The sequence below is a fragment of the Bifidobacterium sp. LH_419 genome (assembly GCF_056356955.1).
This window is the reverse complement of sequence record NZ_JBKEVG010000004.1, coordinates 40,127-62,783: the sequence shown is the minus strand read 5'-3', so window position 1 is coordinate 62,783 and position 22,657 is coordinate 40,127. Positions and strand designations below refer to the sequence as shown.

The 22,657-nt window shown below is 68.1% G+C and carries 13 protein-coding genes; 3 read left to right on the top strand and 10 right to left on the bottom strand.

Features of this window, described 5'->3' with window-relative positions; genetic code table 11:
* Window position 1 precedes the first annotated feature (1 nt).
* The 5 genes from AC1AYX_RS04400 to AC1AYX_RS04380 all read right to left on the bottom strand — a co-directional run bounded on the left by AC1AYX_RS04400 (window position 2) and on the right by AC1AYX_RS04380 (window position 5,198).
* Complete coding sequence (locus AC1AYX_RS04400) at window positions 2-682, bottom strand: DUF4194 domain-containing protein (RefSeq protein ID WP_476502359.1); 681 nt, start codon at window positions 680-682, stop codon at window positions 2-4.
* A 2-nt stretch (window positions 683-684) separates the two neighbouring features.
* The gene (locus tag AC1AYX_RS04395; RefSeq protein ID WP_476502358.1) at window positions 685-2,196 is read right to left on the bottom strand and encodes a DUF3375 family protein; all 1,512 of its coding nucleotides are present in this window, start codon (window positions 2,194-2,196) and stop codon (window positions 685-687) included.
* Window positions 2,197-2,353: 157 nt separating this feature from the next.
* A complete protein-coding gene (locus AC1AYX_RS04390) occupies window positions 2,354-3,865 on the bottom strand; it encodes an ABC transporter ATP-binding protein (protein ID WP_476502357.1) in 1,512 nt (503 codons plus the stop codon).
* Window positions 3,862-4,566 carry an energy-coupling factor transporter transmembrane component T gene (locus AC1AYX_RS04385; protein ID WP_476502356.1) on the bottom strand — a complete coding sequence of 235 codons (705 nt, stop codon included), beginning with the start codon at window positions 4,564-4,566 and terminating at the stop codon, window positions 3,862-3,864. The genes AC1AYX_RS04390 and AC1AYX_RS04385 overlap by 4 nt, the downstream gene beginning before the upstream one ends.
* Complete coding sequence (locus tag AC1AYX_RS04380) at window positions 4,566-5,198, bottom strand: MptD family putative ECF transporter S component (protein WP_476502355.1); 633 nt, start codon at window positions 5,196-5,198, stop codon at window positions 4,566-4,568. Before AC1AYX_RS04380 ends, AC1AYX_RS04385 begins: the two co-directional genes overlap by 1 nt.
* A gap of 279 nt (window positions 5,199-5,477) precedes the next feature.
* On the opposite strand from AC1AYX_RS04380, the gene AC1AYX_RS04375 reads away from it, so the two are divergent.
* Both AC1AYX_RS04375 and AC1AYX_RS04370 read left to right on the top strand, forming a co-directional pair.
* Window positions 5,478-6,422, top strand: a complete 945-nt coding sequence (locus AC1AYX_RS04375) for a hypothetical protein (protein WP_476502354.1) — start codon at window positions 5,478-5,480, stop codon at window positions 6,420-6,422.
* 190 nt (window positions 6,423-6,612) lie between these two features.
* On the top strand, window positions 6,613-7,791 hold the full coding sequence (locus AC1AYX_RS04370; protein WP_476502353.1) for a pyridoxal phosphate-dependent aminotransferase: 1,179 nt from the start codon (window positions 6,613-6,615) through the stop codon (window positions 7,789-7,791).
* A gap of 16 nt (window positions 7,792-7,807) precedes the next feature.
* Here AC1AYX_RS04370 and AC1AYX_RS04365 read toward each other — a convergent pair whose 3' ends face one another.
* Complete coding sequence (locus tag AC1AYX_RS04365) at window positions 7,808-9,409, bottom strand: ABC-F family ATP-binding cassette domain-containing protein (protein ID WP_034526041.1); 1,602 nt, start codon at window positions 9,407-9,409, stop codon at window positions 7,808-7,810.
* Window positions 9,410-9,497: 88 nt separating this feature from the next.
* Window positions 9,498-10,250 carry a carboxymuconolactone decarboxylase family protein gene (locus AC1AYX_RS04360; RefSeq protein WP_476502352.1) on the bottom strand — a complete coding sequence of 251 codons (753 nt, stop codon included), beginning with the start codon at window positions 10,248-10,250 and terminating at the stop codon, window positions 9,498-9,500.
* Between the two features lie 179 nt (window positions 10,251-10,429).
* Between AC1AYX_RS04360 and AC1AYX_RS04355 the strand changes: the two genes are divergently transcribed.
* Window positions 10,430-12,226, top strand: coding sequence for a bifunctional ADP-dependent NAD(P)H-hydrate dehydratase/NAD(P)H-hydrate epimerase (locus tag AC1AYX_RS04355; RefSeq protein WP_476502351.1), 1,797 nt, complete (start codon window positions 10,430-10,432; stop codon window positions 12,224-12,226).
* A 229-nt stretch (window positions 12,227-12,455) separates the two neighbouring features.
* Here AC1AYX_RS04355 and AC1AYX_RS04350 read toward each other — a convergent pair whose 3' ends face one another.
* From AC1AYX_RS04350 to AC1AYX_RS04340, 3 genes are all read right to left on the bottom strand, one after another.
* A complete protein-coding gene (locus AC1AYX_RS04350; protein WP_476502350.1) occupies window positions 12,456-14,465 on the bottom strand; it encodes a bacterial Ig-like domain-containing protein in 2,010 nt (669 codons plus the stop codon).
* 329 nt (window positions 14,466-14,794) lie between these two features.
* Complete coding sequence (locus AC1AYX_RS04345) at window positions 14,795-19,963, bottom strand: family 43 glycosylhydrolase (protein WP_476502349.1); 5,169 nt, start codon at window positions 19,961-19,963, stop codon at window positions 14,795-14,797.
* A gap of 96 nt (window positions 19,964-20,059) precedes the next feature.
* Window positions 20,060-22,642 (bottom strand): glycosyl hydrolase 53 family protein, encoded by a 2,583-nt coding sequence (locus AC1AYX_RS04340; RefSeq protein ID WP_476502348.1) that lies wholly within the window; start codon window positions 22,640-22,642, stop codon window positions 20,060-20,062.
* Between the last annotated feature and the right edge of the window lie 15 nt (window positions 22,643-22,657).

Sequence of the window (22,657 nt, the reverse complement as noted above, 5' to 3'; positions counted from 1 at the left end):
CTCACTCCTCCTCTTCCGCTTCGGCGCCGTCTTCGTCGGCGCCATCCACGTCGGCGCCATCGTCCGCGCCGTCATCGACGGCCCCGTCGCCGTCACCGCCGGCGATGCCGAGCCATGCGTCCGCCAGCTCCCGGTCGAGCACGACGGGGACGAGCGGCGTGATCCGGTACATGGCGTCGTCGTCGGTGTCGGACAGGTAGCCGTAGGTGACCATCGTGTTGACGAGCGTGCCCACCTGTCTGAGCACGCCTTCCTCGTCGTTGCGCGAGGCGAGGTATCCGGCGCCGGTGGCGAGCGCGGCGCGCATCTCGTCGAAGCCGACGATCCACTGGTCCTCCGCCACCCGCATGTTCTCGTATTCGAGCACGCGGATGCGCAGGAACGCGAGCAGGGCGGCCTCCTCGCGTTTGAGGCTGGTGCGCGTCTTGAGCGAGCGCAGCGCGACGTCGGGCCCGGCGACGGGCGTCGCGTACATGATGCGGTAACGTTCGTCCTCGACGAGCTCGAGCATGTCGTTGTTGAGCGAGCGGACGACGGCGTCACGGTTGTCGTTGACGAGGTCGTACAGCTCGCCTTCGACGTACCGTTCGCGTTTGAGCGCGATGGCGGCCCTGCGGGCGTCCACGCCCATATCGCCGCGGTCCCCTTCGAACAGGGCGTCGGGGTTGGTTTCCTCGTCCATGATCATCCTTCCTCCATGATGGCGTCCAGTTCGTCCTCGCCGGCGACCAACGCACGCGTGCGCCAGTCCCGCGGCCTCCCGTCGATCGTCACGCAATGCCAGACGGCGTCGCCGTCCTCCTGCCCGCCGATCGCCCCGAGGAATCCGACGAGTTCGCTTTCGCGCCGATCCGCTTCCGGCAACCGGTTGAAGCTGGCGGCGATGTCGATCCCGCCGTCGGCCATCACCGGTTCCCGCCGGATGAGCGCGACCATGCGGCGCAGCCGTGGGCCGCCGTTGTCGATCAGCGTCTTCAGGTCGATGCGGGGCATGTCGGCGTCCCCGGCGTCATGGTCCAGTCCGGGTGCCGCCGCGCGGACCATCGACCGTGCCGGCCGCGTAGGCAGCGGGGAGAGCCTGACGCCGCCGACGTCGGTGGCGTAGGGTCTGCCGTCGGCGCCCGGATGGGCTTTCGCATCGGCGTTGACGGCGGCGTACAGGCGGTTGAGCCGCGCGAGCATCGACCGGTACCGCGTGTCGGTCTGCTGGCGCACGAGTCTGCCGATCTCCTCGTTGGAGACGCGCATCTGCGCGCGCACCGCCTCGATGCCGTCGTAGATGTGGGCGAGCTCGTCACGCACCTGTCCGAGCAGCGCGGAGGCCTCCCCGGCGAGATAGGGCGTTTTCGCGATGTCGCGCATCGCCTCGTCGATCTGCTGGCGTCCCTCGTCGGTGATGATCACCTGGAAGGCGTCCTCGAAGCGTCGCCCCATGTCGGATTCGCCGAAGTTCGCACGGTATTCGGCGTTATACGCCCCCAGGATCTCGTCGACGTCCATATCGCCGGCCTGCATGCGCCGGCGGAGCGCGTCGCCGTTGTCCCGTTCGGCGAGCACGAGCTCGCGCAGGTCGATGGGCACGCCGCGCAACGTATTGTGGATGACGGCGATGATGTCCTCCACCTGCGCGTCGTCGAGCGTCTCATGCCGCAGCCCTTGTTGGATGCGTTTGATCTCGTGCCTGCGCTCCTTGATCTCGCGGTTGAGCAGGCGCACGCGTTCGCCGGGGTCGGCGGTCAGCCGCATGCGGGCGTGCTCGATCTCCATGATGATGCTGTTGGCCTGGGCGCCGGACAGGGTGCGGGATTCGTCCTCCAGCCGCCCCAGCGCCTCGATGGCGCGGTGGGCGCGTGCGGTCAGCCGGTAGAGGAACCGGTGCGACGCGGCGTCGTGCGAGTTGGCGAGCCAGGCGTACTCGCCCTCGCCTTCGCGGGTCAGGTCGACGAGCACGCGGTGCGCGGCCTGGCCGAACGTGAGGTCGGGGTCCGGCGCGTATTCGCCGATGTCGGCGAGCGCGGCGAGCCCCTGCGCGAACCGCTCCTCCAATGTCTCGCGCGGCAGTTCGCCGGTCAGCGGGTCGAACGCCGATCTGAGCAGCGCCACGTACATGCGCGAGTTGCGGCGCAGCAGCAGTCTGAGTACGCCGGTCTCGTAGACCGGCCGCAGCCGTTCCATCTCCCGTCGCGCATCGCCCATGGCGCACCTCCTGATGCCGTCGCCTGCCGTGCCGTGCGAGACGGGAAAGGCGACGGTCCCGCGTCTCATCTAGAAGCTAACACACGCCCGCGCGGGCCGGCATATCGGGTGCGGTTCCCACCGACGCGGCGTGTCGCGCACGATCCGGCCAATCCGATCACGCGGACAGGTCGATCACGCGGTCGCACCATCCGGCGGCGAGCTCCTCGTCGTGGGTGACGACCAGCACCGCCGTTCCACGCCGCGCGACGTCGCGCAGCAGCCCGCCCACCTGTTCCATATGGAACCGGTCGAGACCGCTGGTCGGCTCGTCCAGCACGACGAGCCTCTTGCCGCACATGAGCGCCGCGCCGATCGCCACGCGTTGCTTCTGTCCGCCGGACAGGCTCATCGGATGCCGGTCCGCGAACGCGGCGAGATCAAGGTCGGCGAGCAGCCCGTCCCGGCGCTCCGCGAGCCCCGGATCGGACGGGTCCATGCCGAGCGTGAGCTCCTCGCGCACGCTGTCGGAGAACAACTGGTGGTTGACGTCCTGCATGACGAGATATCCGGCGCGCATGAGATCGCAGGGTCTCGCCGCGCCGCCGTCCAGGAGGACGCGGCCCGCAAGCGGGCGCGCCAGTCCGGTGAGCGTGCGCACCAGCGTGGTCTTGCCGCATCCGTTGCGTCCCATCAATCCGACGATCTCGCCGCGCCGCAACGTCAGGTCCGGCACGGCGCGCGAGAACCCCTCCCGGGTCTCGACGCGCCGCCGCTGCCAGGGCAGGCGACGCGGCCGTCCGTAGCCGACGACGAGCCCGTCCGTGCGCAGCAGCACGCCGCCGGTCGCGGCGCCATCGTCCGTCGGATCGTCGGCCGTCACGCCGGTTCGCGCCGTCGGCCGGGACGCCAGCCGGGCGGTCTCGCGCCGGTAGGGTTCCAGGTCGAGCGCGCGCAACCCCATGGCGGCGACGCGTTCCGGCGGCAGGGCGAGGAATTCGCCGGCCGCGTATTCGCGTGCGATGCGGCCGCGCTCGCATATGAGGTACCGGTCGGCGACGCCGTTCAGCCAGGCGAGGCGATGCTCCGCCACGAGGACGGCGACGCCCTTGTCCTTCAGCCGCCGCACCGCCTCGCGCATGTCGTCGATCGCCGCGGCATCGAGGTTGCCGGTCGGTTCGTCCATGACGACGAGACGGGGTCCGAGCACCGTCGCCGCGGCGACGGCGACGCGCTGCCGCTGCCCGCCGGACAGTCGGAAGACGCTGCGTCCGAGCAGCCCGGTCACGCCGAAGCGCCGGGCCACGTCCTCCACGCGGCGGTTGATTTCCCCGGCCGGCATCCCCATGTTCTCGCAGGGGAAGGCGAGCTCGTCGGTGGTGTCCGCGTTGAAATACTGGGTCTTCGGATTCTGGAACACGCTGCCCGCCAACGGCGTGAGCCGGTCGATCGGCCCGTGTGCGGCATCGACGCCGCACACGGTGGCCTCGCCGGCGAAATCGCCGTGGAAGAACGATGGCGCGAGACCGTTGACGACACGGGTCAGCGTGGTCTTGCCGCATCCGCTCGCGCCGGCGAGGACGACGCACTCCCCCGGCCGGACGGTCAGCGACACGTCGTCCAACGAGGGTTCGACGGCGGCGTCGTAGCGGAAGACGACGTCGCGCACGCGCACGGGATCGGCGGTCATCCGATCACCCCCGCGATGTCGAGCGCGAGCGGCGCGGCGCACACGGCCATGACCAGCCAGTCGGCGGCGGCCATGCGGATCGTCGTGCGCGAGGTGTGCGCCCCGTCGCGTCCCAGGCCCTTCGTCAACGCGGCGACGGACAGGTCCTGCGCGACGATGGTCGCGTTCATCAGCAACGGCACCAGCACGTATTCGAGCGTCCGCGCCGGATGCCGCAGCATGGCGAGACGGCCGGACACGAGCCCGCGCAGCGCCATCGCGTCGCGGATGGCGCGATAGTCCTCGCCGATGGTCGGGAAGAAGCGGATGATCACGACGCACGGCACGACCACGGCTTCGGGGACGCGCATGCGCCGCATCGCGCACACGAACGCGCTGGCCGAGGTGGTCGTGAACGCGTAGGCGCCGGTGATGAGGCACGGCAGCATCATCGCGCATCCGACGGCGAGCGCGGCGACGACATGCAGCCACGGCATGCCCAGCGCCTCCGGGTCGACCGCCCCGAGCGCGAATGCCGCGACGTACAGGATCGCGAAACGCACGGCCATGCGCCATCGGCCCGCGGCGAGGGGCGGGATGAGGAACAGGACGACCATGACCGCCTGCGTGGCCGCCGCGGCGTGGAAGAACAGCATGAGATTGGCGAGCAGCAGCAGCGCCAGTTTCGTGCGCGGGTCGAGATCGCGCGCGGCCGTCGCCATCAGACGACGCCGGCCTTGGCGAAGTGCTTGGCGCACAGGCGCTGGCCGAACCATCCGCCGAGAACCGCGCACACGAGGATCGCCGCCATCGACGCGGCGAATGTGCCCATGTTGATGTTGGCGAACACGCCGTCGATGTACGCCGCGTCCTTGCCGCGCGCCTCAAGGCTCGCCACGTAGGCGTCCTTCATGAACCACAACGGCAGGATGGGGCCGGTCAGTCCGTAGGAGAACACCACGTAGGAGACGAGCAGCAGCGCCTTGCTCCGGTATGCTCCGACGCGCGCGATCAGGTCGGCGGCGACTGGGAACACGACGCTCGCCGCGAACGAGAGGATGAAGTGTCCGGAGACGAACAGGAACAGGCCGATCACGAGGCCCATCACCGTGATGCCGCCGAACCTCGGCGTGCGTGCGGCGGCGAGCATGAACACGGGGCCGGAGATCAGCGCGGCGATCGCCGGCAGGAAGATCGAGCCGAAGCCTCCGGTGAACAGGGTACTGACGAGGGTGGCGACGCACACCATCACGAAGTACAACGCGGCGAACACGCCTATCGAGATGAGGTCCGGGACGGACAAGCCCCTCGTCTTCGGCGTCGTCGCGGGGCGGGCGGGGTTCGTTTCGCTCATGTCGGGTTCTCCGTTTCCGTATCGGGCTCTATCAATGTAGCGGCGAAGGGCCGCGTTGGCAATACCCCCGAGCGGATTCCCCTCCGGTCTCTCCCGGTCCGTCCATGCGGCGGGTTCCGACGCCGACTTATGCACCGGGTTATGCACCGTTATGCACAATGGAGTCCCCGGGGTTGCGGCACGTCGGCATCCGCGCCATCGTGGTGCGTGGCGTCGGCCGAGGAAGGCCGGACGGCGGCCCCAAGCCCGGGGGCCGTGCAGAGGAAGGGATGCAGCATCATGTCGGATGAAGTCATCGATCAGGACGAGGATATGCCGGGGGACGCGTGGATGAGGCGGTTCGTGCGGGACATCGACAGGCGTTACGTGTCGGCCGGATGCGTCGACAGGGCGACGAAGCTCATCGGCGGAATCGCCGGGCTGGCTTCGGAGCACGGGTTCTCCGTCGTCGCGCCCTCGGAACCGCTGCTCGCACGGACGCGCGCGGCCAAATGGCCGTGGCCGCACATCGTCATCCGCAACGGGGAGGGATTCCTCCTCTCCTTCCATCTGTCCGAACTGTCGAAGCCGGGGACCGCACCGAAGTCCCGCACGCTCGCCGGCACACCGAAGGGCGACGCGCCGTTGTGGATCGAGGAGCGGTCGCGCGAGTTCAAGCCGACGGGCGTGATGTCGCTGCGCGTCGACGGGGACATGCCGCACTCCCGTCAGCGTTCCATGCGCGACACGGCGAACTCCCTGATGGACGAGCGGCTTCCCGCGTTGTTCGATTCGCTGTCCGCCGAAGCGCGTGGGTGTCTCGCCCGCGCCGAGGAGGACCGGCGCCGCGAGATGACCGTCGACCAGGCGCAACGGGCGTGCCGCGGCGAACGGATGTACACGGCGTTGTGCGAGGAGGTGCGGCTGCATGACGTCCTGCAGAGCCAACGCGTCTACCTCGATCTGGTCGAGCAGCGGCTGCGCCGCACGGATCCGGAGGAGCTGCGGCAGGCGTCGGGCGACATCGCGTCGATGAGGCGTCGCATCGACGCCCGCGACCCGCTATTGTCGGGCGGCACGGCATGGATGGACCAGCCCGAACCCTCGGACGTGGACGTGTACGAGTACATGCATCGCGACAGGAGGACCGCGGTGTCGGGGCGCGTCCGCAGGGACCCGGACCGCACGCGCCGGCCTCCGCGCCACGGCGCGCCCTCGATGGGCAACGGCGGGTTCTTCGACTGATCGCGATGGTTCCGCGCCTTCCGGCGCCCCGGCGATTCCGCGCATCGGACGCTCCGGTCCATGGGAAACGCCCCGATGGCATACTGGCCGGCAATCATGCGGATGCCGCGGCGGGTTCATGGTCGTGTGAAGGGAGACCGTGAGCCCGCCGCCATACGCCGCCGGACGGATGTGTAAGGAGTATGCCGCCATGCCGAAGGTATCGAAGCGCGCCGCCGAGGCGCTGTATCCGAGCGTGCGCGAGATGTTCGAGCTCGCCGCGAACGTGCCGGACGCCGTCTCGTTCGCGATCGGGGAACCCGGGTTCGACACCCCGCAGCCGGTCATCGACGCCGCCTACCGCGCCGCGAGCCTCGGCGACACGCACTACACGCCGAACCGGGGCGCGGCCGCGTTGCGCGAGGTGTGGTGCGAGCACCGCAACGCGGCGGACGGCACCGACTACGATCCGGACACGGACGTGATCGTCACGGCCGGCGGCATGGAGGCCGTGTATCTGGCGCTGCTGGCCACGCTCGATCCGGGCGACGACATCCTCATCCCCGATCCCGGCTACGCGAACTATTTCGGCCAGGTGCGGCTCGTCGGCGCGAACGTCGTGCCGGTGCCGCTCGACGCGGCGCACGGGTTCCGTATGCAGGCGGCGGACGTGGAGGCGGCCGTCACGCCGCGCACGCGCGCGATCCTGCTCAATTCGCCGTCGAACCCGACCGGGGCGGTCATCGACCCGGAGCAGCTGGACCTCATCGCCGAGGTGTGCGAACGGCACGACCTGTGGGTGATCAGCGACGAGGTGTACCGCTCGTTCGTCTACGATCCGTCGGTCGAATGCCTGTCGATCGCCGCGGTGCCGGGCATGCGCCGGCGCACCGTGGTGGTGGACAGCTTCTCGAAGACGTTCGCGATGACCGGCTGGCGCATCGGCGCCGCGTTCGGCCCGAAGCCGATCGTCGACCGCATGACGGTGATGCAGGAGGACATCGTCTCCTGCGTGCCTGGCGCGTTGCAGCAGGGCGCCGTCGCCGCGTTGGAGGGGTCGAACGAGATCCTCGACGAGATGACGTCCGTCTACCGTGCGAATCGCGACATGGTCGTCGCCGCCGTGGCGGACATGCCGCTGGTCTCGTGCGCGACGCCCGACGGCGCGTTCTACGTGCTGGTCGACGTGCGCGCCACCGGCATGGACGATCATGATTTCGCGGTCGATCTGCTGCATCACGCCAAGGTGGTGGTGACGCCCGCCTCCGGGTTCGGCGGGCGCGGCCGCGGCTACGTGCGTCTGAGCTACGTGGGCACGCCCGAGGCCACCGCCGAGGGACTGCGCCGCATGCGCGCGTATCTGGAGTCCCTCGCCGCCGCCGTGGAGTGACGCCGGGGACGCTCCGCTACTCTTCGGCGACCAGCTCGAGGTAGGAGTCGTTCCACAGATCCTCGTCGCCGTCGGGCATGAGGAGCACGCGTTCCGGGTTCAGTGCCTGGACGGCGCCCTCGTCGTGGGTGACGAGCACGATCGCGCCCTCGTATTTGGCGATGGCCTTGAGGATCTCCTCGCGCGAGGCGGGGTCGAGGTTGTTGGTGGGCTCGTCGAGCAGCAGCACGTTGGCGCGCGAGGTGACGAGCGTGGCGAGCGCGAGTCGCGTCTTCTCGCCGCCGGAGAGCACGCGGGCGGGCTTCATCGCGTCGTCGCCGGAGAACAGGAACGAGCCGAGGATGGATCGCGCCTGCGTGTCGTTCAGTTCGGGGGCGACGTGCGTGAGGTTCTCGAGCACGGTGGCGTCGAGGTCGAGCGTGTCGTGCTCCTGCGCGAAGTAGCCGATCTTGCAGCCATGGCCGTAGTCGACGGATCCGGTGTCGGGCTGTTCGATGTGGGCGAGCAGCCGCAGCGTGGTGGTCTTGCCGGCGCCGTTGTAGCCGAGGATGACGACGCGCGAGCCCTTGTCGATGGCGAGGTTGACGCCGGCGAACACGATGTTGGAGCCGTACGCCTTGGAGATGTCCTTCGCCATGATCGGGGTCTTGCCGCAGGGCGCGGGCTCGGGGAAGCGGATGTCCGCCACCTTCTCCTTCTTCTGCGCCTCCGAGGTGTTCTCGAGGAGCTTCTCGGCGCGGCGCATCATGTTCTGCGCGGCGACGGCCTTCGTGGCCTTGGCGTGCAGGCGGATGCCCTGCTTCATGAGGCGTTCGGCCTTCTTCTCGGCGACCTCGCGCTCGCGGCGGCGGCGCTCCTCGTCGACGACGCGCTGGTGCAGGTACGCCTTCCAGCCGAGCGAGTACATGTCGATCTGGCCGAGCTGGGCGTCGAGATGCCACACCTTGTTGACTACCTCGTCGAGCAGTTCGGTGGAGTGGGAGATGACGAGGAATCCGCCCTCGTACTTCTTGAGGTAGCCGCGCAGCCATTCGATGGAGTCGGCGTCCAGATGGTTGGTGGGCTCGTCGAGGATGAGCGTGTCCGCGTCGGAGAAGAGGATGCGCGCCAGTTCGATGCGTCGGCGCTGGCCGCCGGATAGGGTGCCGAGCTGCTGCTCCATGACGTCCTGCGGCAGTCCCAGGGAGGCGGCCATCGCGGTCGCCTCGGACTGGGCCGCGTAGCCGCCGGCCTTGTCGAAGTCCTGCATGGCCTTGTCGTAGCGGTTCATGGCCTTCGTCATCACGTCCGGGTCCGGGTCGGTCATCTCCTTCTCGGCCTTGCGGATGCGGTTGATGATCGTGGCGATGTCGCGCGCGCTCATCATGCGGTCGAGCGCGGTCTGCTCCGGATCGGCGGCGTGCGTGTCCTGCGGCAGGTAGCCGAGCTTGCCGGAGACGCGCACCTTGCCGGCGGTGGGCAGCATGTCGCCGGTGATGACGCGGGTCAGCGTGGTCTTGCCGGCGCCGTTGCGCCCGACGAGACCGATCTTGTCTCCTTTGGCGACATGGAAGTCGCACGGATGCAGCAGGGTCCTCGCCCCGATCTGAATCTCCAGACCCTGTGCGTCGATCGCCATGTCGCCTCACCCGTCGCTTTCCGTATAGTCGCTTATCGTTCTCAAGCCGTTCTCAAGCCAACGAACACTATAACGGAAGGCTGGAAAATCACTCGCCTGCGGCCTCCTTGACGCAGCGGAGCGCGTTGAGCGTGCGCGGGTAGCCGATGTACGGCATGATCTGGGAGACGACGGCGATGAGGAACGTCTTGTCGTTGCCGACCGCCAGGTTCGCCTTCGCGTGGGCCGTGAGCTGTGGCTCGCAGCCGCCCTGCGCCGCCAGATAGCACAGGGTGATCATCTCGCGTTCGCGGGTGCCGAGCCCGCCGCGCGTGTAGTAGTCGCCGAAGCAGTTGTCGGCCAGCCACTTGTTGATGTGGCGCGTGTCCTCGGGGCCGGAGGAGGCGAATCCACGCATCCCCTCGCCGAAGATCTCGACCTGCTTGGCCTCGCCGGCCGCCGCACGGGTGTCCGGCGTGGTGGTGGACTGGCCTTCGAGCGGCAGGTCCACGCCCGCTTCGACGAGCACGTCGTTGGTGATGTTGAGGAACGGCAGTACGCGGCCGAACCCGCAGTAGGCGACCGCCTGGTAGGTGACCTCCTTGGCCTGGACGGGCGTCACGCCGCTTTTCAGGGCGACGGGCAACAGCATCGCGTACGCGTCCGTCCCCTGGCAGCCGATGAGCGCGGCGAGGATCGCCATCGAACGCGTGGCGTCGTCGAGGTCGGGATGGTTCGCGCCCGGCTCGCGCACGACCTCGCCATAGGCGAAGTCCGAGAAGAATCCGATGAACTCCGGATCGCACTTGGCGAGCGTCGGTTTGCCGTCCGCGAACAATCCGTCCTTCTTCCTGCTGAACATGATCGGTCCTTTCCTTGGCGCGGCCCGCCGCGCGGTTCCATCGTTCCGACGCCAGCGTAGGAGTCCCGCGCGGCCCCGGTCAAATGCCCGCCGTCTCGCGCACGTCATACGGGACGGGCATGACGGGCGCGACTACACTGATGGATAGTCGCAGATCTTGTGGAACCGAGGAGGCCGCCATGGATACACCGAACGATGCGGAACGTCGCACGACCCTGCTGCACACCGCCTATACGGCAGCCGACGTACGCGGGATGGAACGCCCCCTGCTGGACGACGGCGTGCCGCTGATGCGCATGGCGGCCAACGCGGTGGCGCACACCGCCGCGGCCATGCTCGACGACGAGGGCATCGACATCGAGGAAGCGGTCGTCACGCTGCTCGCCGGCGCGGGCGACAACGGCGGCGACGGCCTGTTCGCCGCGGCCATGCTCGCCGAGGAAGGCGCCCAGGTGAACGCCGTGGCGGTCGGCCGCTCCCTGCACGACGAGGCGTTCGCCGCGTTCGTGCGCGCCGGCGGCAAGATCCTCGTACTCGATCCGGAGGCCGAGATTCCCGGTTGCGCGTCCGGGTTCACGCCCGGTGAGGCGGGCGAACGGCTCGAGACGGCGGTCCGGGTGGCGCGCCGCTCGCATCTGGTGATCGACGCGATGACCGGCATCGGCCTGAACGGCCCGCTGCGCGGGATTCCCGCGGCGCTCGCCGCCTCGCTGGGTATGCCGGCGAAGGACGCGCGCGACGGGGGTTCGCCGCTGCCCGACGTCCCGGCGTCGGCCGGACGCGAACCGGAAGGCGACCTGCCGCTCATGCTCGCCGTGGACACGCCTTCCGGCGTCGGCGTGGACGACGGTTCGCTCGTCGGCGCGTACGTTCCGGCGGACGCGACCGTCATGTTCGGCGCGATGAAGCCGTGTGCGGTGCTGCCGCCGGCCACGTTCGCATGCGGCCGCATCACCCTGGTCGATTTCGGTTTCGATCTGGACGGCGTCGAACCGGCCGTCGAGGCGGTGGGCCGCGATCTCGCCGGCCAGGCGGTGCGTCTGCCGCGCGTGGCGGACGCGAAGTATTCGCGCGGCGTGACGGGACTGGTCACCGGTTCGACGCGTTATCCGGGCGCGGCCGTGCTGACCGCGCGCGCGGCGGCCCGCACGAACGTGGGCATGGTCCGCTATCTCGGCCCGGAACGCGCGCAGGACATGGTGCTCGCCGCGCTGCCGGAGGCCGTGATCGGCAAGGGCCACGTGCAGTCGTGGGTGGTGGGTTCCGGCGTGCCCGGCAACGACGCGGACCCCGAACTGAAGGACATCCAGCGTGAGACGATCGCCGCGTTGCTCGCCCATTACGCCGTCGACGACGACGAGACCGCGGGACGGGCTGCGCTGATGCCGCCAATCGTCGTGGACGCCGGCGCGCTCGACCTGTTGCCCGACCATGTGGCCGCCCAGGTGGTGCTGACGCCGCATGCGGGCGAACTGGCCCGCATGCTGGGCGTCTCCCCCGCCGACGTCGCCGCCGAGCCGTTGCGGTTCGCGCGCGAGGCGCAGACACGCACCGGAGCCACGGTGCTGCTGAAGGGGGCGGCGACGATCGTCGTGAACGGCTCCTCCCGTGTGCTGGTCGCCGGCGCGGGGCCCGCATGGCTGGGAACCGCAGGCGCGGGTGATGTGCTCGCCGGCATGACCGGCGCCCTGCTCGCCCAGATGGACGTGGACGATGAGGGCGACGGCGATGCCGATGACGATGACGAAACCCCGTCGGTCGATCCGGAGCTCATCGCCGAGACGGTCGCCGCGGCCGCCTGGCTGCACGGCTCGGCGGCGGCCATCGCCTCCGAATCCGAACAGTGCGGCTGGCAGCCCCCGGAGCTGTTCGGCATGAACGGCCACCGTCAGCGCTTCAACACGCTGGGGCATCCGATCGTCGCCTCCGATGTGGTCGCGGCGATTCCGGACGCCCTGGCGGACGCGATCTCCTGACCGCGGCGGTGCCGGTCACTGCCTTATCCTGCCGTTCTAAAGCGAACGACTGCGCAGAAGCGGACTCGTCGCCTATCAGGCGTCCGCGCGCGGCGGAGTCATCCATGCCACTGTCGACGGCGACCGGGTGAGTCTCGGCGGCACGGCGGCGTTGTTCTCCGTCGGCGAAATCCTGCCCGACCCGTCCAAACGATCAGGACCGGTCGCGCCTGACCGCCGGCATCGGCCGTCAGGCGTGGCGTCTGCGCCGGATGGCCAGTCCCAGGCCGGCGGTGGCGAGGAGAACCACCGCGCCGCCCAAGCCAAGTGCTGCGGCACCGGTCGCGGAGAGAGCGTCGCCGGGCTTGCCGGCAACCTTGTCTCCGCTCGCGTTCGGGTTGTCCGGATTGCCCGGATCACCCGGGCTGTCCGGATTGCCCGGATCACCCGGGCTGTCCGCGTCGCCCGGGCCTCCGGGGTTCTGTGTACCGTCCCCGACCACGTGGATGGTGAATTCGGCGGTCTGCCCGTCGGCGGTCACCGTGACCGTGGTCGAACCGGCTTTGAGGCCGGTGAATGTGACGGTCTCGCCCGTCGCGGAATCGGCGGAGACCACGGAACCGTCGGCGGCGCTCCAGGTGATTTCGGCGCCCTCGGCCAGTCCGTTGGCGACGGCGGTCAGCGTGGTCTTCTCGCCTACCCTGACCGTCACGTCTTTGACGGAGCGGTTCGCGGCGTCCAATACGGTCAGCAACTTCGCGGGCGTGGCACCGCCGTCGCGTACGCTCACGGTGAAGGTGGTGGTTCGCTGCGGGTCGAGGTTGAGGCTCACGGTGACGGTGACGGAGTCGGCCGCCTTCGAGGAGTCGAAACCGGTGATCGTGTATTCGTCGGAGCCGAGCACGCGCCGTTCACCGGTCGAGGCATCGGTCAGGGTGATTTCCAGCCCGGAGGCATCGAATTCGTCGCCTACCACATACTCGGTTTTGGCGGGCTGCTTGGTGACGTTGATGGCACCGGAGCCGGGGATGGACGGCACGGAACCGTGGTAGGCCTTGGTCACGCGCACGTATTCGGCGCGGGTGATCGGCAGGATCGTGCCGTGGCGCTTGAGGAGTGTGCCGAAGTCGATGTCGCTGCCCTTCGACCATGCGCTGCCCTCCTGGCCGGCCGGAACGGTGTTGTTCAGATCGGTGGTGCGGAACGGCTGGTATCCCTTGCCGCCGTCGCGGATGTAGTCGGCCATGAGTCCCCATGTGGGCACGGCGTCGCCGTCCGCGTCCTTAGACCAGTCGTCCTCGTTGTATTCGAAGAGCTCCGGCCCTTCCATCTTGGATTTGTAGCCTGCGCCGAAGATCTGGTCGGCGGAGGTCAGGGCCTCCCAGTCGCCGGTCTTGTCGGCGCTGGCGTAGTTGGTGCCGGTGGTCACGGAGTAGAAGTCCTTGCTGCGTTCCAGCGAGATCACGCCGTCACGGTTGCGCGAACCGGCCTTTGTGGACATCGACCGGTAGTACCAGTCACCGACCTTGGTCACGGTGATGTCGAGCGCGGGGGCGGAGAAGTCGATCCACTTGACCGGGTCGGAGAAGGTTCTGAAGTCCTTGGTGGTGACGTAGTACATGTTCGTCGCGTCGGACTTGTTGAACTGTTCGTTCGGATCGGAGCTCACGGCGAAGTACACGACATACTGTTGCCTCGCAGCGTCCCAGAACGCTTCGGGCGCCCATGCGCAACCGCCGTCGGTCTTGGACGCCACATCCGGATAGGAGACGTTCCAGTGCACCAGGTCATCGGATTCGTAGATCGCCAGCTTGGTGCTGCCGCTGCCGGGCGTAATGGCATCGGTCCACGGTTTCTCCGAGCCGTTCCGCCTGCGTTCGTAGATGCTCAGATCGGTGGCGAGCAGATAGTATGCGCCGTTCTCGCCACGCAGCAGGAACGGGTCGCGCAGACCTTTGTCGTACTGGTCCGAGGTGAGCACGGGATCGCCGTCCTCGGTCAGATCGGTCCAGTTGGTGCCGTCTTGGCTGGTGGCGAAATAGATCTGCTCGTCGGTGGCCTTGGTCTCGCCGCCGGTGAAGTACGCGAACAGATAGTCGGTGGTCTTCGTGGGGTCGAAGGCGTTCCGCCCATCACCGGCGTCGGTGTCGCCTCGCGTCTGACGGGAGGTCGTCTCATCCGCCGCACTTCCATCCGCGGCGTAGGCCGCCGCGGCGGTTATGGCGGGCGATCCCGAAAGGAGAAGCGCGGCCGAAAGCATGGCCGCCGTCAATGTCCGTATACGCATCATTGCCCTCTGTCTCATCATCGATGCACCGGTGCATCAATGCCCTTTGCCTTGTCCATTCGTTTCGTGAGCGTTCACAAAACCCCTTTATCATCGCACTCCCCCACGGCCGCGACACCTTGGCCGGACCATCGGAAAACGACAAGCATACGGCAGAAAACGACAACGGAGCACCCGAGGCCACGCCCACGCTCCGTATCCGACATGGAAGACGGTGATGCCGGATACGGAGCGCCCCGGGTCCAGGGACGATTCCATATCCGGCATCACCGGTTCATCAGGCCGTCACACCGACGGCCGCGTCATGCGCGGCGCTTGCGCCAGACCGTCAGGCCGACGCCCGCAGCGGCAAGGACGGCCACCATGCCCAGCACACCGGCCACGGCGCTGCCGGTCGCGGGCATGCCGCCGTTATCGTTGCCGTCACCGCTCGGTTCGCCCGCATCAGGCCGCAAACCACCCTGCTGCTGCGCACCGGTCTGTGGCTTCGGCGCGGGTGTCGGCTCCGGCTCCGGCTCGGGTGTCGGCTCCGGCTTGGCGGCGACCTTGACGGTGTCGGCGCTGGTCAGCTCGAACGTCTTCGACGGGGACGCGCCGGCGGTGCCCGGCTGCGCGTTCTGGAGCACGCCGGTCGTGTTCTCGCCGACCGCCTTCGCGAACACGGTCTTGCCCGCGTCCGCATCGGTCAACGTGTACTCGGCGGCGGTCGCACCGTCGATGGCGACGGCCTTCGCGACGTCCGCGGCATCGGCGGAATCCGCACGATACCACTGGACGGACGCGAGCTTCCAACCATCGTTGAACGCGGCCGTCAGCTTCGTACCCACCGGAGTCACGGCATCACCGGAACCGGAACCGGCGACCGCGCCCGTGACGGACACGGACGGCGTGGTCTCCGGCGGCACGCCCTCGTACGTCACCGGCACGGTCGTGATCGTGCCGTCCGCGCCGTAGGTCATGCGCGCGATGCGCACCTCGCGCTTGTTGCCGGTGCGGATCCGTTCGCCGGTGTCGGCGTCGACGCCGCGCGGACGCATCTCGTCGGTGAGGAACGCGTGGTACACGATGTACCAGTCGTCGGTGCCGGGAACCTGCAGGATCGAATGGTGCCCGGTGCCGAGGATGCCCTTCGACGTGTCCTGGTTGAGGATCTCGCCTCCGTACTCCCACTTCGTTACCTTCGCCAGGCTTTCGCCGCGGGCCATCGCGTAGCCCACACAGTAGCGCGGATCATTGGTGTCGTGCTTGGAATACGTGAAGTAGTAGATCCACGTCCTGCCGGACTTGTCAGCGGGGTCCTTGCGGGCGGTGAGATACTGCCCCTCGTTGAGCCCCTGCGCGGCGGTCCTGCCGACCTGATGCTTCGCGCCGACGGTCTTCATGTCGTCGTTGAGCCGTGCGTAGGCGCCTCGGTCCCCGGACTGGCCCCAGGTGAGCCAGTACGAGCCGTCGGCGGGGTCGACGAAGGCGGCCGGATCGATGTTGGAGGTCACCTTGCCGTCCTTGCCGGCGCCGGCGTCGCCCTGGAGCACGTAGCCGGACGTGATCGTGCCGCCCTTGGCCGGATCGGAGATGGCCACGTTGGTCTGGTTCGTGCCCTTCGCTCCCTCGTTGCCCGAGAAGTACAGGTAGAACCTGCCGTCGCGTTCGACGAACCCGGGCGCCCACGCCGTGGAGGTGCGCTTGGGCAGGATGTCGGAATCCGGGGTGCCGTCGAGGTTCTGGTCCTTCAGATCCACCACGACGCCCTTGTCCTCCCAATTCACCAGATCGGACGATTCGAAGGCGTGGATCTGCGATCCGCTCCAGCCGGAATGGCCGTCGGTGGTCGGGAAGATGTAGTACTTGCCGCCCCAGGCCACGACCTGCGGGTCGGCGAAGAACATGCGTCCGGTCTCGCCGGTCGGAGCCTTCTGGCCGGGGATGCGGATCGGGGTGACGAGCACCTGCGCGGAGACGTCGTACACCTGCGACGCGGACCCGTCGGCGGCGGTGACCTTGACCTTGAACGGCTTGGTCAGGTCCTGGGTCGCCGGGATCGCGGAGCCGTCCGCCATCGTGACGGTGGCGCCCTTGGCCGCGGTGAAGGTCAGCGAGAGCTTCGATGTGTCGGTCTTCGTGCCGTCGCTGCCGCCGGCCGGCGTCCAGTAGTCGAGCACCAGGGCGAGCCGCTTGTCGCCGTTCCCGCCGTCGCTGACGGTCTGCGAGAGCACCTGGTTGTTCGGCGCGGTCTTCTCCACGGTCAGTCCCAGATCGGCCGCCGGAGTCTGCGCCTTGTCCACGGTGAATCTCACGGTCACCTTGCGCTGCCCTTCCGCGACCTCGCGGGCGGAGGTCATGTCGAGGATGATGTTGTCTTCCGGCCCCCAGCGCACGGCGCGGATGGTGGCGTAGCGCTCGCCGCCCTTGGTCTGGGGGCTCTTGCGCGCGTGGATGGCGGTGTACAGCTTGCCGTCGAGGCCGGTGAAGTAGGCGTTGTGCCCCGGCCCCCACTGGCCTTGGATGTTCGTGGATGTGAGCAGCGGCGCGTTCTCCTTGCGCCAGCTGGACAGGTCGAGCAGGTTCGAGCCCTCCTCGGCCGTCAACTGGCCGACCGCATAGCACGGCTTGGTGGCGGCGCCGGAGTAGGTGACCACGATCTTGCCGTCATGGTGCAGCGCGTAGGGGCCTTCCACGATCGGATACTCCGCGTACCGCTCCCATCCGGCGTCGGGCCGTGCGACGATCACCGGCGTGGACGTCAGCACGGCCGGGTTCGCCGGGTCGAACGTGGCGATCTTGAGATCGGCGGTGCCGGCCTTCTCCTTGGTGCGGGTCTCGTCCGTGTATACGATGCGGTCGGACCACATCGCGTACCAGGTGCCGTTGTTCTCGAAGGCGGTCATGTCGATGGTGTTGCCCCGCGGCTGGGTCATCGACCCGTCGGCGAGCCTCACCTCCTTGCGCTTGGACCATTCCCAGTCGTTCGGATTGGCGGGGTCGCCACCCTTCTTCAGCGGCACGATCTGGCTCTGCATGTTCTGCCAGACGTCGCCGTAGGCATAGTAAAGGTACGTGATGCCGTTGATCTCATGGATTTCGGGCGCCCACGCGAGCATCTCGTCCTCGGAATCGGGCGTGATCTTGGTGACCTTGGCGGTCTGCAGGCCCTCGATGGTCTTCGAGGGTCCGCGCATGTACAGCCGCTTCTGGCCGTTGTGCTCGCCGCCGACCGAATCTCCGGTGGTGGACACGAAGTAGTAGCTGCCGTTGTAGACGAACACCTCCGGGTCGGGGCTGCCCACGTCGCTGGTCTTGCCGTTCACCATCTCCGTGAGGAACGGGAAGTCGTAGTCCTTGGATTCCACGGTGCCGGTCACCTCGTAGGTGCCTGCCTTCTTCGTGTTCACCTTGGCCAGCTCGTCGGCGTTCCAGTTGACGGGGAGCTTGCTGGTGGTGCCGTCGCTGTATGTGGCGGTGACGGAGCCGAGATCGGCCGCGGTGGGCGCCTTGTCGCCCACGGTCAGCGTCTTCTCGATGGGCTTGGACGCCCCTTCGACGCCGGTGTTCACGGCCTGGAGGAACCGCGCGCGCAGACGCTTCGCCTCGGCCCGTGTGAGCACGAAGCGGCCGCCCACCAACGCGTCGGCCACGCCGATGTCCGGCTTGCTCTCGCCGGCGGCGGCCACACGCTCGCCGGCGGTCACACGCTCGCCGGCGGTCACTTCGGCGAAGTCCTTGGTGGACGCCCGGTAGGTGTTGCCGTCGGCGTCCTTCCAGGTGACGCGGTAGGCGTCAAGCGCGCTGTCGTACTGCGCGGTGGGCGCGATCACGTCGCCGCCGTCCGCGTCGAAGGTGACGAGACCGACCTGCTTGTAGGCGATGAGGTCGTCGGAGGTGAAGAACAGCACCTTGCCCTTGGCAGCGGGGTCCGGGGTTTCGGTGTTCTTGTTGCTTTTGGCGTCCGTCTGGTTGGCGAGCACGCCGAAGGTGCCGTCCTTCATGCGGAACACGTACGGGTTGGACATCCACTTGGCTCGGCCGTTGAGCTCGTTGGCGCCGGTGAAGTCGGCCGCGGCGTACAGCACGCCCTCGTTGAGGTTCAACGCCTCGTAGGTCTTGCCGTCGTCGCTCAGGGCCAGATGCATCGAGGCCTTGCGGTTGAGGTTGGAGCCGGGGATGGTGTAGGAGGCGCCATAGACCGCGTGCCTTTCCGCGATCTTCACGTTGTACGTCCGGCTGTTCGAGGGCTGTCCCTCATGGGTGGCGGTGACGGTGAGCGTCACGTCGGCGAGCCCCTTGCCGTCCGTGTTGCCGACCACCTTGCCGTCCTTGACGAGCGTGTCGTCGGAACTGGTCCAGCTCAGCGCCACGGCACCGGACTTGGCGGGCAGCGTGTCCCCCGCCGCGAGCACATACGGCAGGTCGAGGCCATCCAGCGCCTCGGCCGGCGAGGTGGTGTCCGCGGGGACGGTGGCCTCGAATTCCCTCGTGGCGGTTTGTCCGCCGAAGCTCACCGTCGCGGTGAGGGTGACGGTGGCGTTCCGCGTTCCGCGCGTCACCGTGCCGTCGGCGGCGATGACGTCCGGCGCGCTGGACCGCCATGCGATGGTCGAGCCGTAGTCACCGGCGGTGGGCAGCGTGAGGTTCGACGTGACGTCGCCCAGATCCCCCAGGTCGAGCGAGTCGGCCGCTTTCCGCGCCACGGCCTGCTTGGTGGCATCGGTCCGCGCGTCGGCGAACACCTCGCGCACCTGCGTCTGGTCCAGCGCGGAATCGTAGAAGCGCACGTCCTGCACGGCTCCGCCCCAGGTCTTGTCGGCGGCGTAGTTCGACCTGCCGATGTAGGTCTCCAGGGTCTCGCCGAAACCGGCCAGGGTCAGGTCAGCCGAACGCTTGGCCTCGGACACCTTGACGCCGTTGAGGTACCCGGTGATGGACGTCGCATCGATGACGGTGGTGTAGTTGGCCCACTTGCCGAGCAACCCGGTGGTGTCCGTGTCGGACAGGCCGATTTCGGTGTTCCACGGTTTGGCGGCATCGGTGCCGTCGGTGATGACCGACTTGAACTTGCCGTAGCTGGGATTGAGCAGCCAGTAATGCACCGGCGTGGGCCCCTGCGTGCCGAAGTAGAGCGCGGCGGTGTTCGCCTTGGCCGTGTCGTTCCTCAGCCAGGCGCTGATGGTGACGGTGTTCTTGGATTGGAACTTCGCCGCCAGTCCGTCCGGCAGCTTGATGTATTCGGCGCCGCTGGACTTGCCGCCGCCGAATGTGGCGCCTTCGCCGCCGGCGAAGGTCACGCCCTTCGACTCACCGTTCAGCTTGTTCGCGGATGAGTCGTCGGCGTCGGTCTCAAGCGGATAGCTGGCGATGGGGTCGGGGACCGTCGCCGTGTCCGCGGCCGCGGCGGGCGCCACGGCCACCATGAACTGGGCAAGGGAAAGCGGCACCGCGACCAATGCGGCGAGCGCCTTCCGTAATGGGGTTGTCATACTCGCTCCTTCTGTGTGTATCGGGTTGGATGTGGGTTGGATCGGATGATGCATGGGCATGTCGATCGTGCGTCGGATCGGATCGGCGATGGCCTCCTACCTGTCCGCACGGCGCCGTGAGACGACCATCGCCACGGCGCCGCCGGCGATCATGGTCGAGGCGGCGAGGATGGCGCCGACGATCGACGCCCCGGTGGCCGGCAGTCGCCTGACGTCCGTGCCGCCGGCCGCCACGGTTCCCGCCTCGTCCCGGGGCTTGCCCGCGCTGCCGTGGCCGCCGTCGCCATCGCCGGAGTCGCCATCGCCGGGATCGGTCGTGTTTCCGGGATGCTCGCCGCCCGGATTGTCCCCGCCGCCCGGATTGTCCCCGCCGCCCGGATTGTCCTCGCCGCCCGGGTTCGTCCCGGCCGGCACGAGGCCTTCGATGGCGTCGTCGACCAATGCGGTGGCCTTGGCGATCGAAGCCGATGTGGAGGCGGATCCCGCCGCCACGACCTTGGCGATTTCGACCGCCTCGTCGAGCGCGGCGAGGGATTCGGCCGTGTATCCGTCACGGTCGATGCCCTCGGCCTTGGTGATGGCGGCGTTCAATCCGTCCATACCTTCCGGCTTCGAGGCCTGGGTGAGGGTGAAGTCGTCGATGGTGCCGTACAGGCCGCCGGCGAGCGCCGCGTCGAGCGTGACGGTCACGGTGCCGGACGCTCCCACGACGATGTTCGGCACGGTGGCGGTGGAATCGAGCTCTGTGTTGATGGCGGTCATCGGATTGGCGTAGTCCTTGCCGTCGGCGCTGGCTTTGAGGGTCATCGTGTCCGTGTCCGACATGTCGGTGCCGCGCACGGTGGCGGTGAGCTGGTAGGCGCCGGGCTTGAGGCCGGTGACGGTCTGGGAGGCGCTGAATCTCGCCCCTTTGCCGCCGTCCTTGCCGGACCAGTAGTACAGGCCGTAGCTGCCGTCGGAGGAGTTGCCGCTCTTCTTGCGGGTGAATTGGGCGTCTGCTTCGGATCCGGGGTCGAGCGTGACGGTCCACTTGCCCATGTCGTCGTCCTCGAAGCTGGGGTTGGACAGATGGTTGGTGGGGGTCACGGTCACGACGGCCTTCGCGGTATGGCCGGAGGCGGTGACGCCGGTAACGGTGAAGGTGCCCGATCCGGCGGCCCAGTCCAGGGATCCGCGCCATGTGACGTCCTCCTGTTCGTTCCTGCCGTCCTTGTAGGTGAGGGTGACCTGCCGCGGCAGCGTGACGGTTTCCCCTTCGGGGACGGTGACGGTCGTGTCTTCGACGCCGAGGAACGTGTGCGGCGCTGCGGCGCCGGTGCGGATATAGTCGAACGAGTTCAGCGATCCGAGCGCGTTGCCCTTGGCGTCGAAGAGCGCCATGTTGTCCCAGCCGGAGCCGTCGGTGGTGCCGGCCCAACCGCCGGACTTGTAGTAGCCTTTGGCATATTCGCTGATCCAGCCGGAACCGTATTTGCGCCATTTGTCGCGGTTCGCCTCGATTTGTTCGGGAGTGTCGGCCGGGCCGACCGCGATCCATGCCGGCTCCCAGTAGAAGAAGCCGAGACCGTCGTCATGGCCGTCGCCGTCGTTGTCTCCGATGGCGCTGATCGCGGCCGCCACGTCGTGGATGTTGTCGGCCTGCCCCTGCGGGCTGACCGGATAGGCCTTGAGTTTGTCGGCGTTGTGGGGGCCGTAGTTGTTCTTGTATCCGTCGGTGTCGGCGATCTGGTAGGGCCATGCGGTCTCCGCGATCATGACGTCCTTGTGGTGGGTCTTCGCCACGGTCCTGAGCACGTTCGCCACCTGGGCGATGCTGGTGGAGCCCCAGGCGTAGAACGACATGGCGAACACGTCGTAGTCGATGCCCCGCCGTTCGAAGTCGTCGGCCCATGAGGCCTTGGCCTTCTGGTTGAAGTGCAGCGCCACCTTCACGGCGTGCTCTCCGTCGGCGTCGGTTTCGGGGTAGACCTCGCGCACGGCCGCGCTGCCGGCCTTGTAGATCTTGGCCATGTCGGCGGCGCCGGAGATGCCGGTGATCTTGTTGTTGGATTCGTTGCCGACTTGCACCATGCCCACGTCGACCCCGGCCGCCTTGAACTTCTCCAGGGATTCCTTGGTGAAGTCGTGGACCGCCTCGGCCATCTTGTCCGGGTCGGAGACGTACTGCCTCCACGCCTTCGGCGCCGGCTGTCCGTCGGGCCAGAAATCGGAGTAGTGGAAGTCCACCAGCACTTTCATGCCCGCCTCGGTGGCACGTTTGCCGATCCGGATGGCGCGGTTCACGTCCACGTTGCCGGCGCCGTATCCGTTGCCGTTCGCGTCGAACGGATCGTTCCACACGCGCACGCGGGCATAGTTCACGCCGGCGTTCCTGAGGATCCGTACCGCGTCCTGCCGTTCTCCCTGCGGATTACGGTAGGTGACGCCGCTTTCCTCTTCGCTGAGCAGCGACGAGAAGTCGGCTCCGGTGATGAAGTCGGAGCTCAGTCCTTCGATCTTCCCGACGTTCACCTCGCCTTCGGGTACGCCGCCGTCCGTCGCGTCTTCCGCCGCGGACGCGGGAACGGCTCCCGCGCCGAGCGCCACGGCCAGAGCCGCGGACGCCGCCAACAGGCGTATCCCCGACCGGCCACGGCGCCTCTCCCGTGCGGCATCATGCGTCAGCGCATTCATGTTCATGGTTCTTCCTTTCTT

What these genes read in the sequence shown, in the direction of transcription:
- AC1AYX_RS04400 (WP_476502359.1), bottom strand. Translation starts at nt 682, where the DNA reads ATGGACGAGGAAACCAACCCCGACGCCCTGTTCGAAGGGGACCGCGGC.
- AC1AYX_RS04395 (WP_476502358.1), bottom strand. Translation starts at nt 2,196, where the DNA reads ATGGGCGATGCGCGACGGGAGATGGAACGGCTGCGGCCGGTCTACGAG.
- AC1AYX_RS04390 (WP_476502357.1), bottom strand. Translation starts at nt 3,865, where the DNA reads ATGACCGCCGATCCCGTGCGCGTGCGCGACGTCGTCTTCCGCTACGAC.
- AC1AYX_RS04385 (WP_476502356.1), bottom strand. Translation starts at nt 4,566, where the DNA reads ATGGCGACGGCCGCGCGCGATCTCGACCCGCGCACGAAACTGGCGCTG.
- AC1AYX_RS04380 (WP_476502355.1), bottom strand. Translation starts at nt 5,198, where the DNA reads ATGAGCGAAACGAACCCCGCCCGCCCCGCGACGACGCCGAAGACGAGG.
- AC1AYX_RS04375 (WP_476502354.1), top strand. Translation starts at nt 5,478, where the DNA reads ATGTCGGATGAAGTCATCGATCAGGACGAGGATATGCCGGGGGACGCG.
- AC1AYX_RS04370 (WP_476502353.1), top strand. Translation starts at nt 6,613, where the DNA reads ATGCCGAAGGTATCGAAGCGCGCCGCCGAGGCGCTGTATCCGAGCGTG.
- AC1AYX_RS04365 (WP_034526041.1), bottom strand. Translation starts at nt 9,409, where the DNA reads ATGGCGATCGACGCACAGGGTCTGGAGATTCAGATCGGGGCGAGGACC.
- AC1AYX_RS04360 (WP_476502352.1), bottom strand. Translation starts at nt 10,250, where the DNA reads ATGTTCAGCAGGAAGAAGGACGGATTGTTCGCGGACGGCAAACCGACG.
- AC1AYX_RS04355 (WP_476502351.1), top strand. Translation starts at nt 10,430, where the DNA reads ATGGATACACCGAACGATGCGGAACGTCGCACGACCCTGCTGCACACC.
- AC1AYX_RS04350 (WP_476502350.1), bottom strand. Translation starts at nt 14,465, where the DNA reads ATGCTTTCGGCCGCGCTTCTCCTTTCGGGATCGCCCGCCATAACCGCC.
- AC1AYX_RS04345 (WP_476502349.1), bottom strand. Translation starts at nt 19,963, where the DNA reads ATGACAACCCCATTACGGAAGGCGCTCGCCGCATTGGTCGCGGTGCCG.
- AC1AYX_RS04340 (WP_476502348.1), bottom strand. Translation starts at nt 22,642, where the DNA reads ATGAACATGAATGCGCTGACGCATGATGCCGCACGGGAGAGGCGCCGT.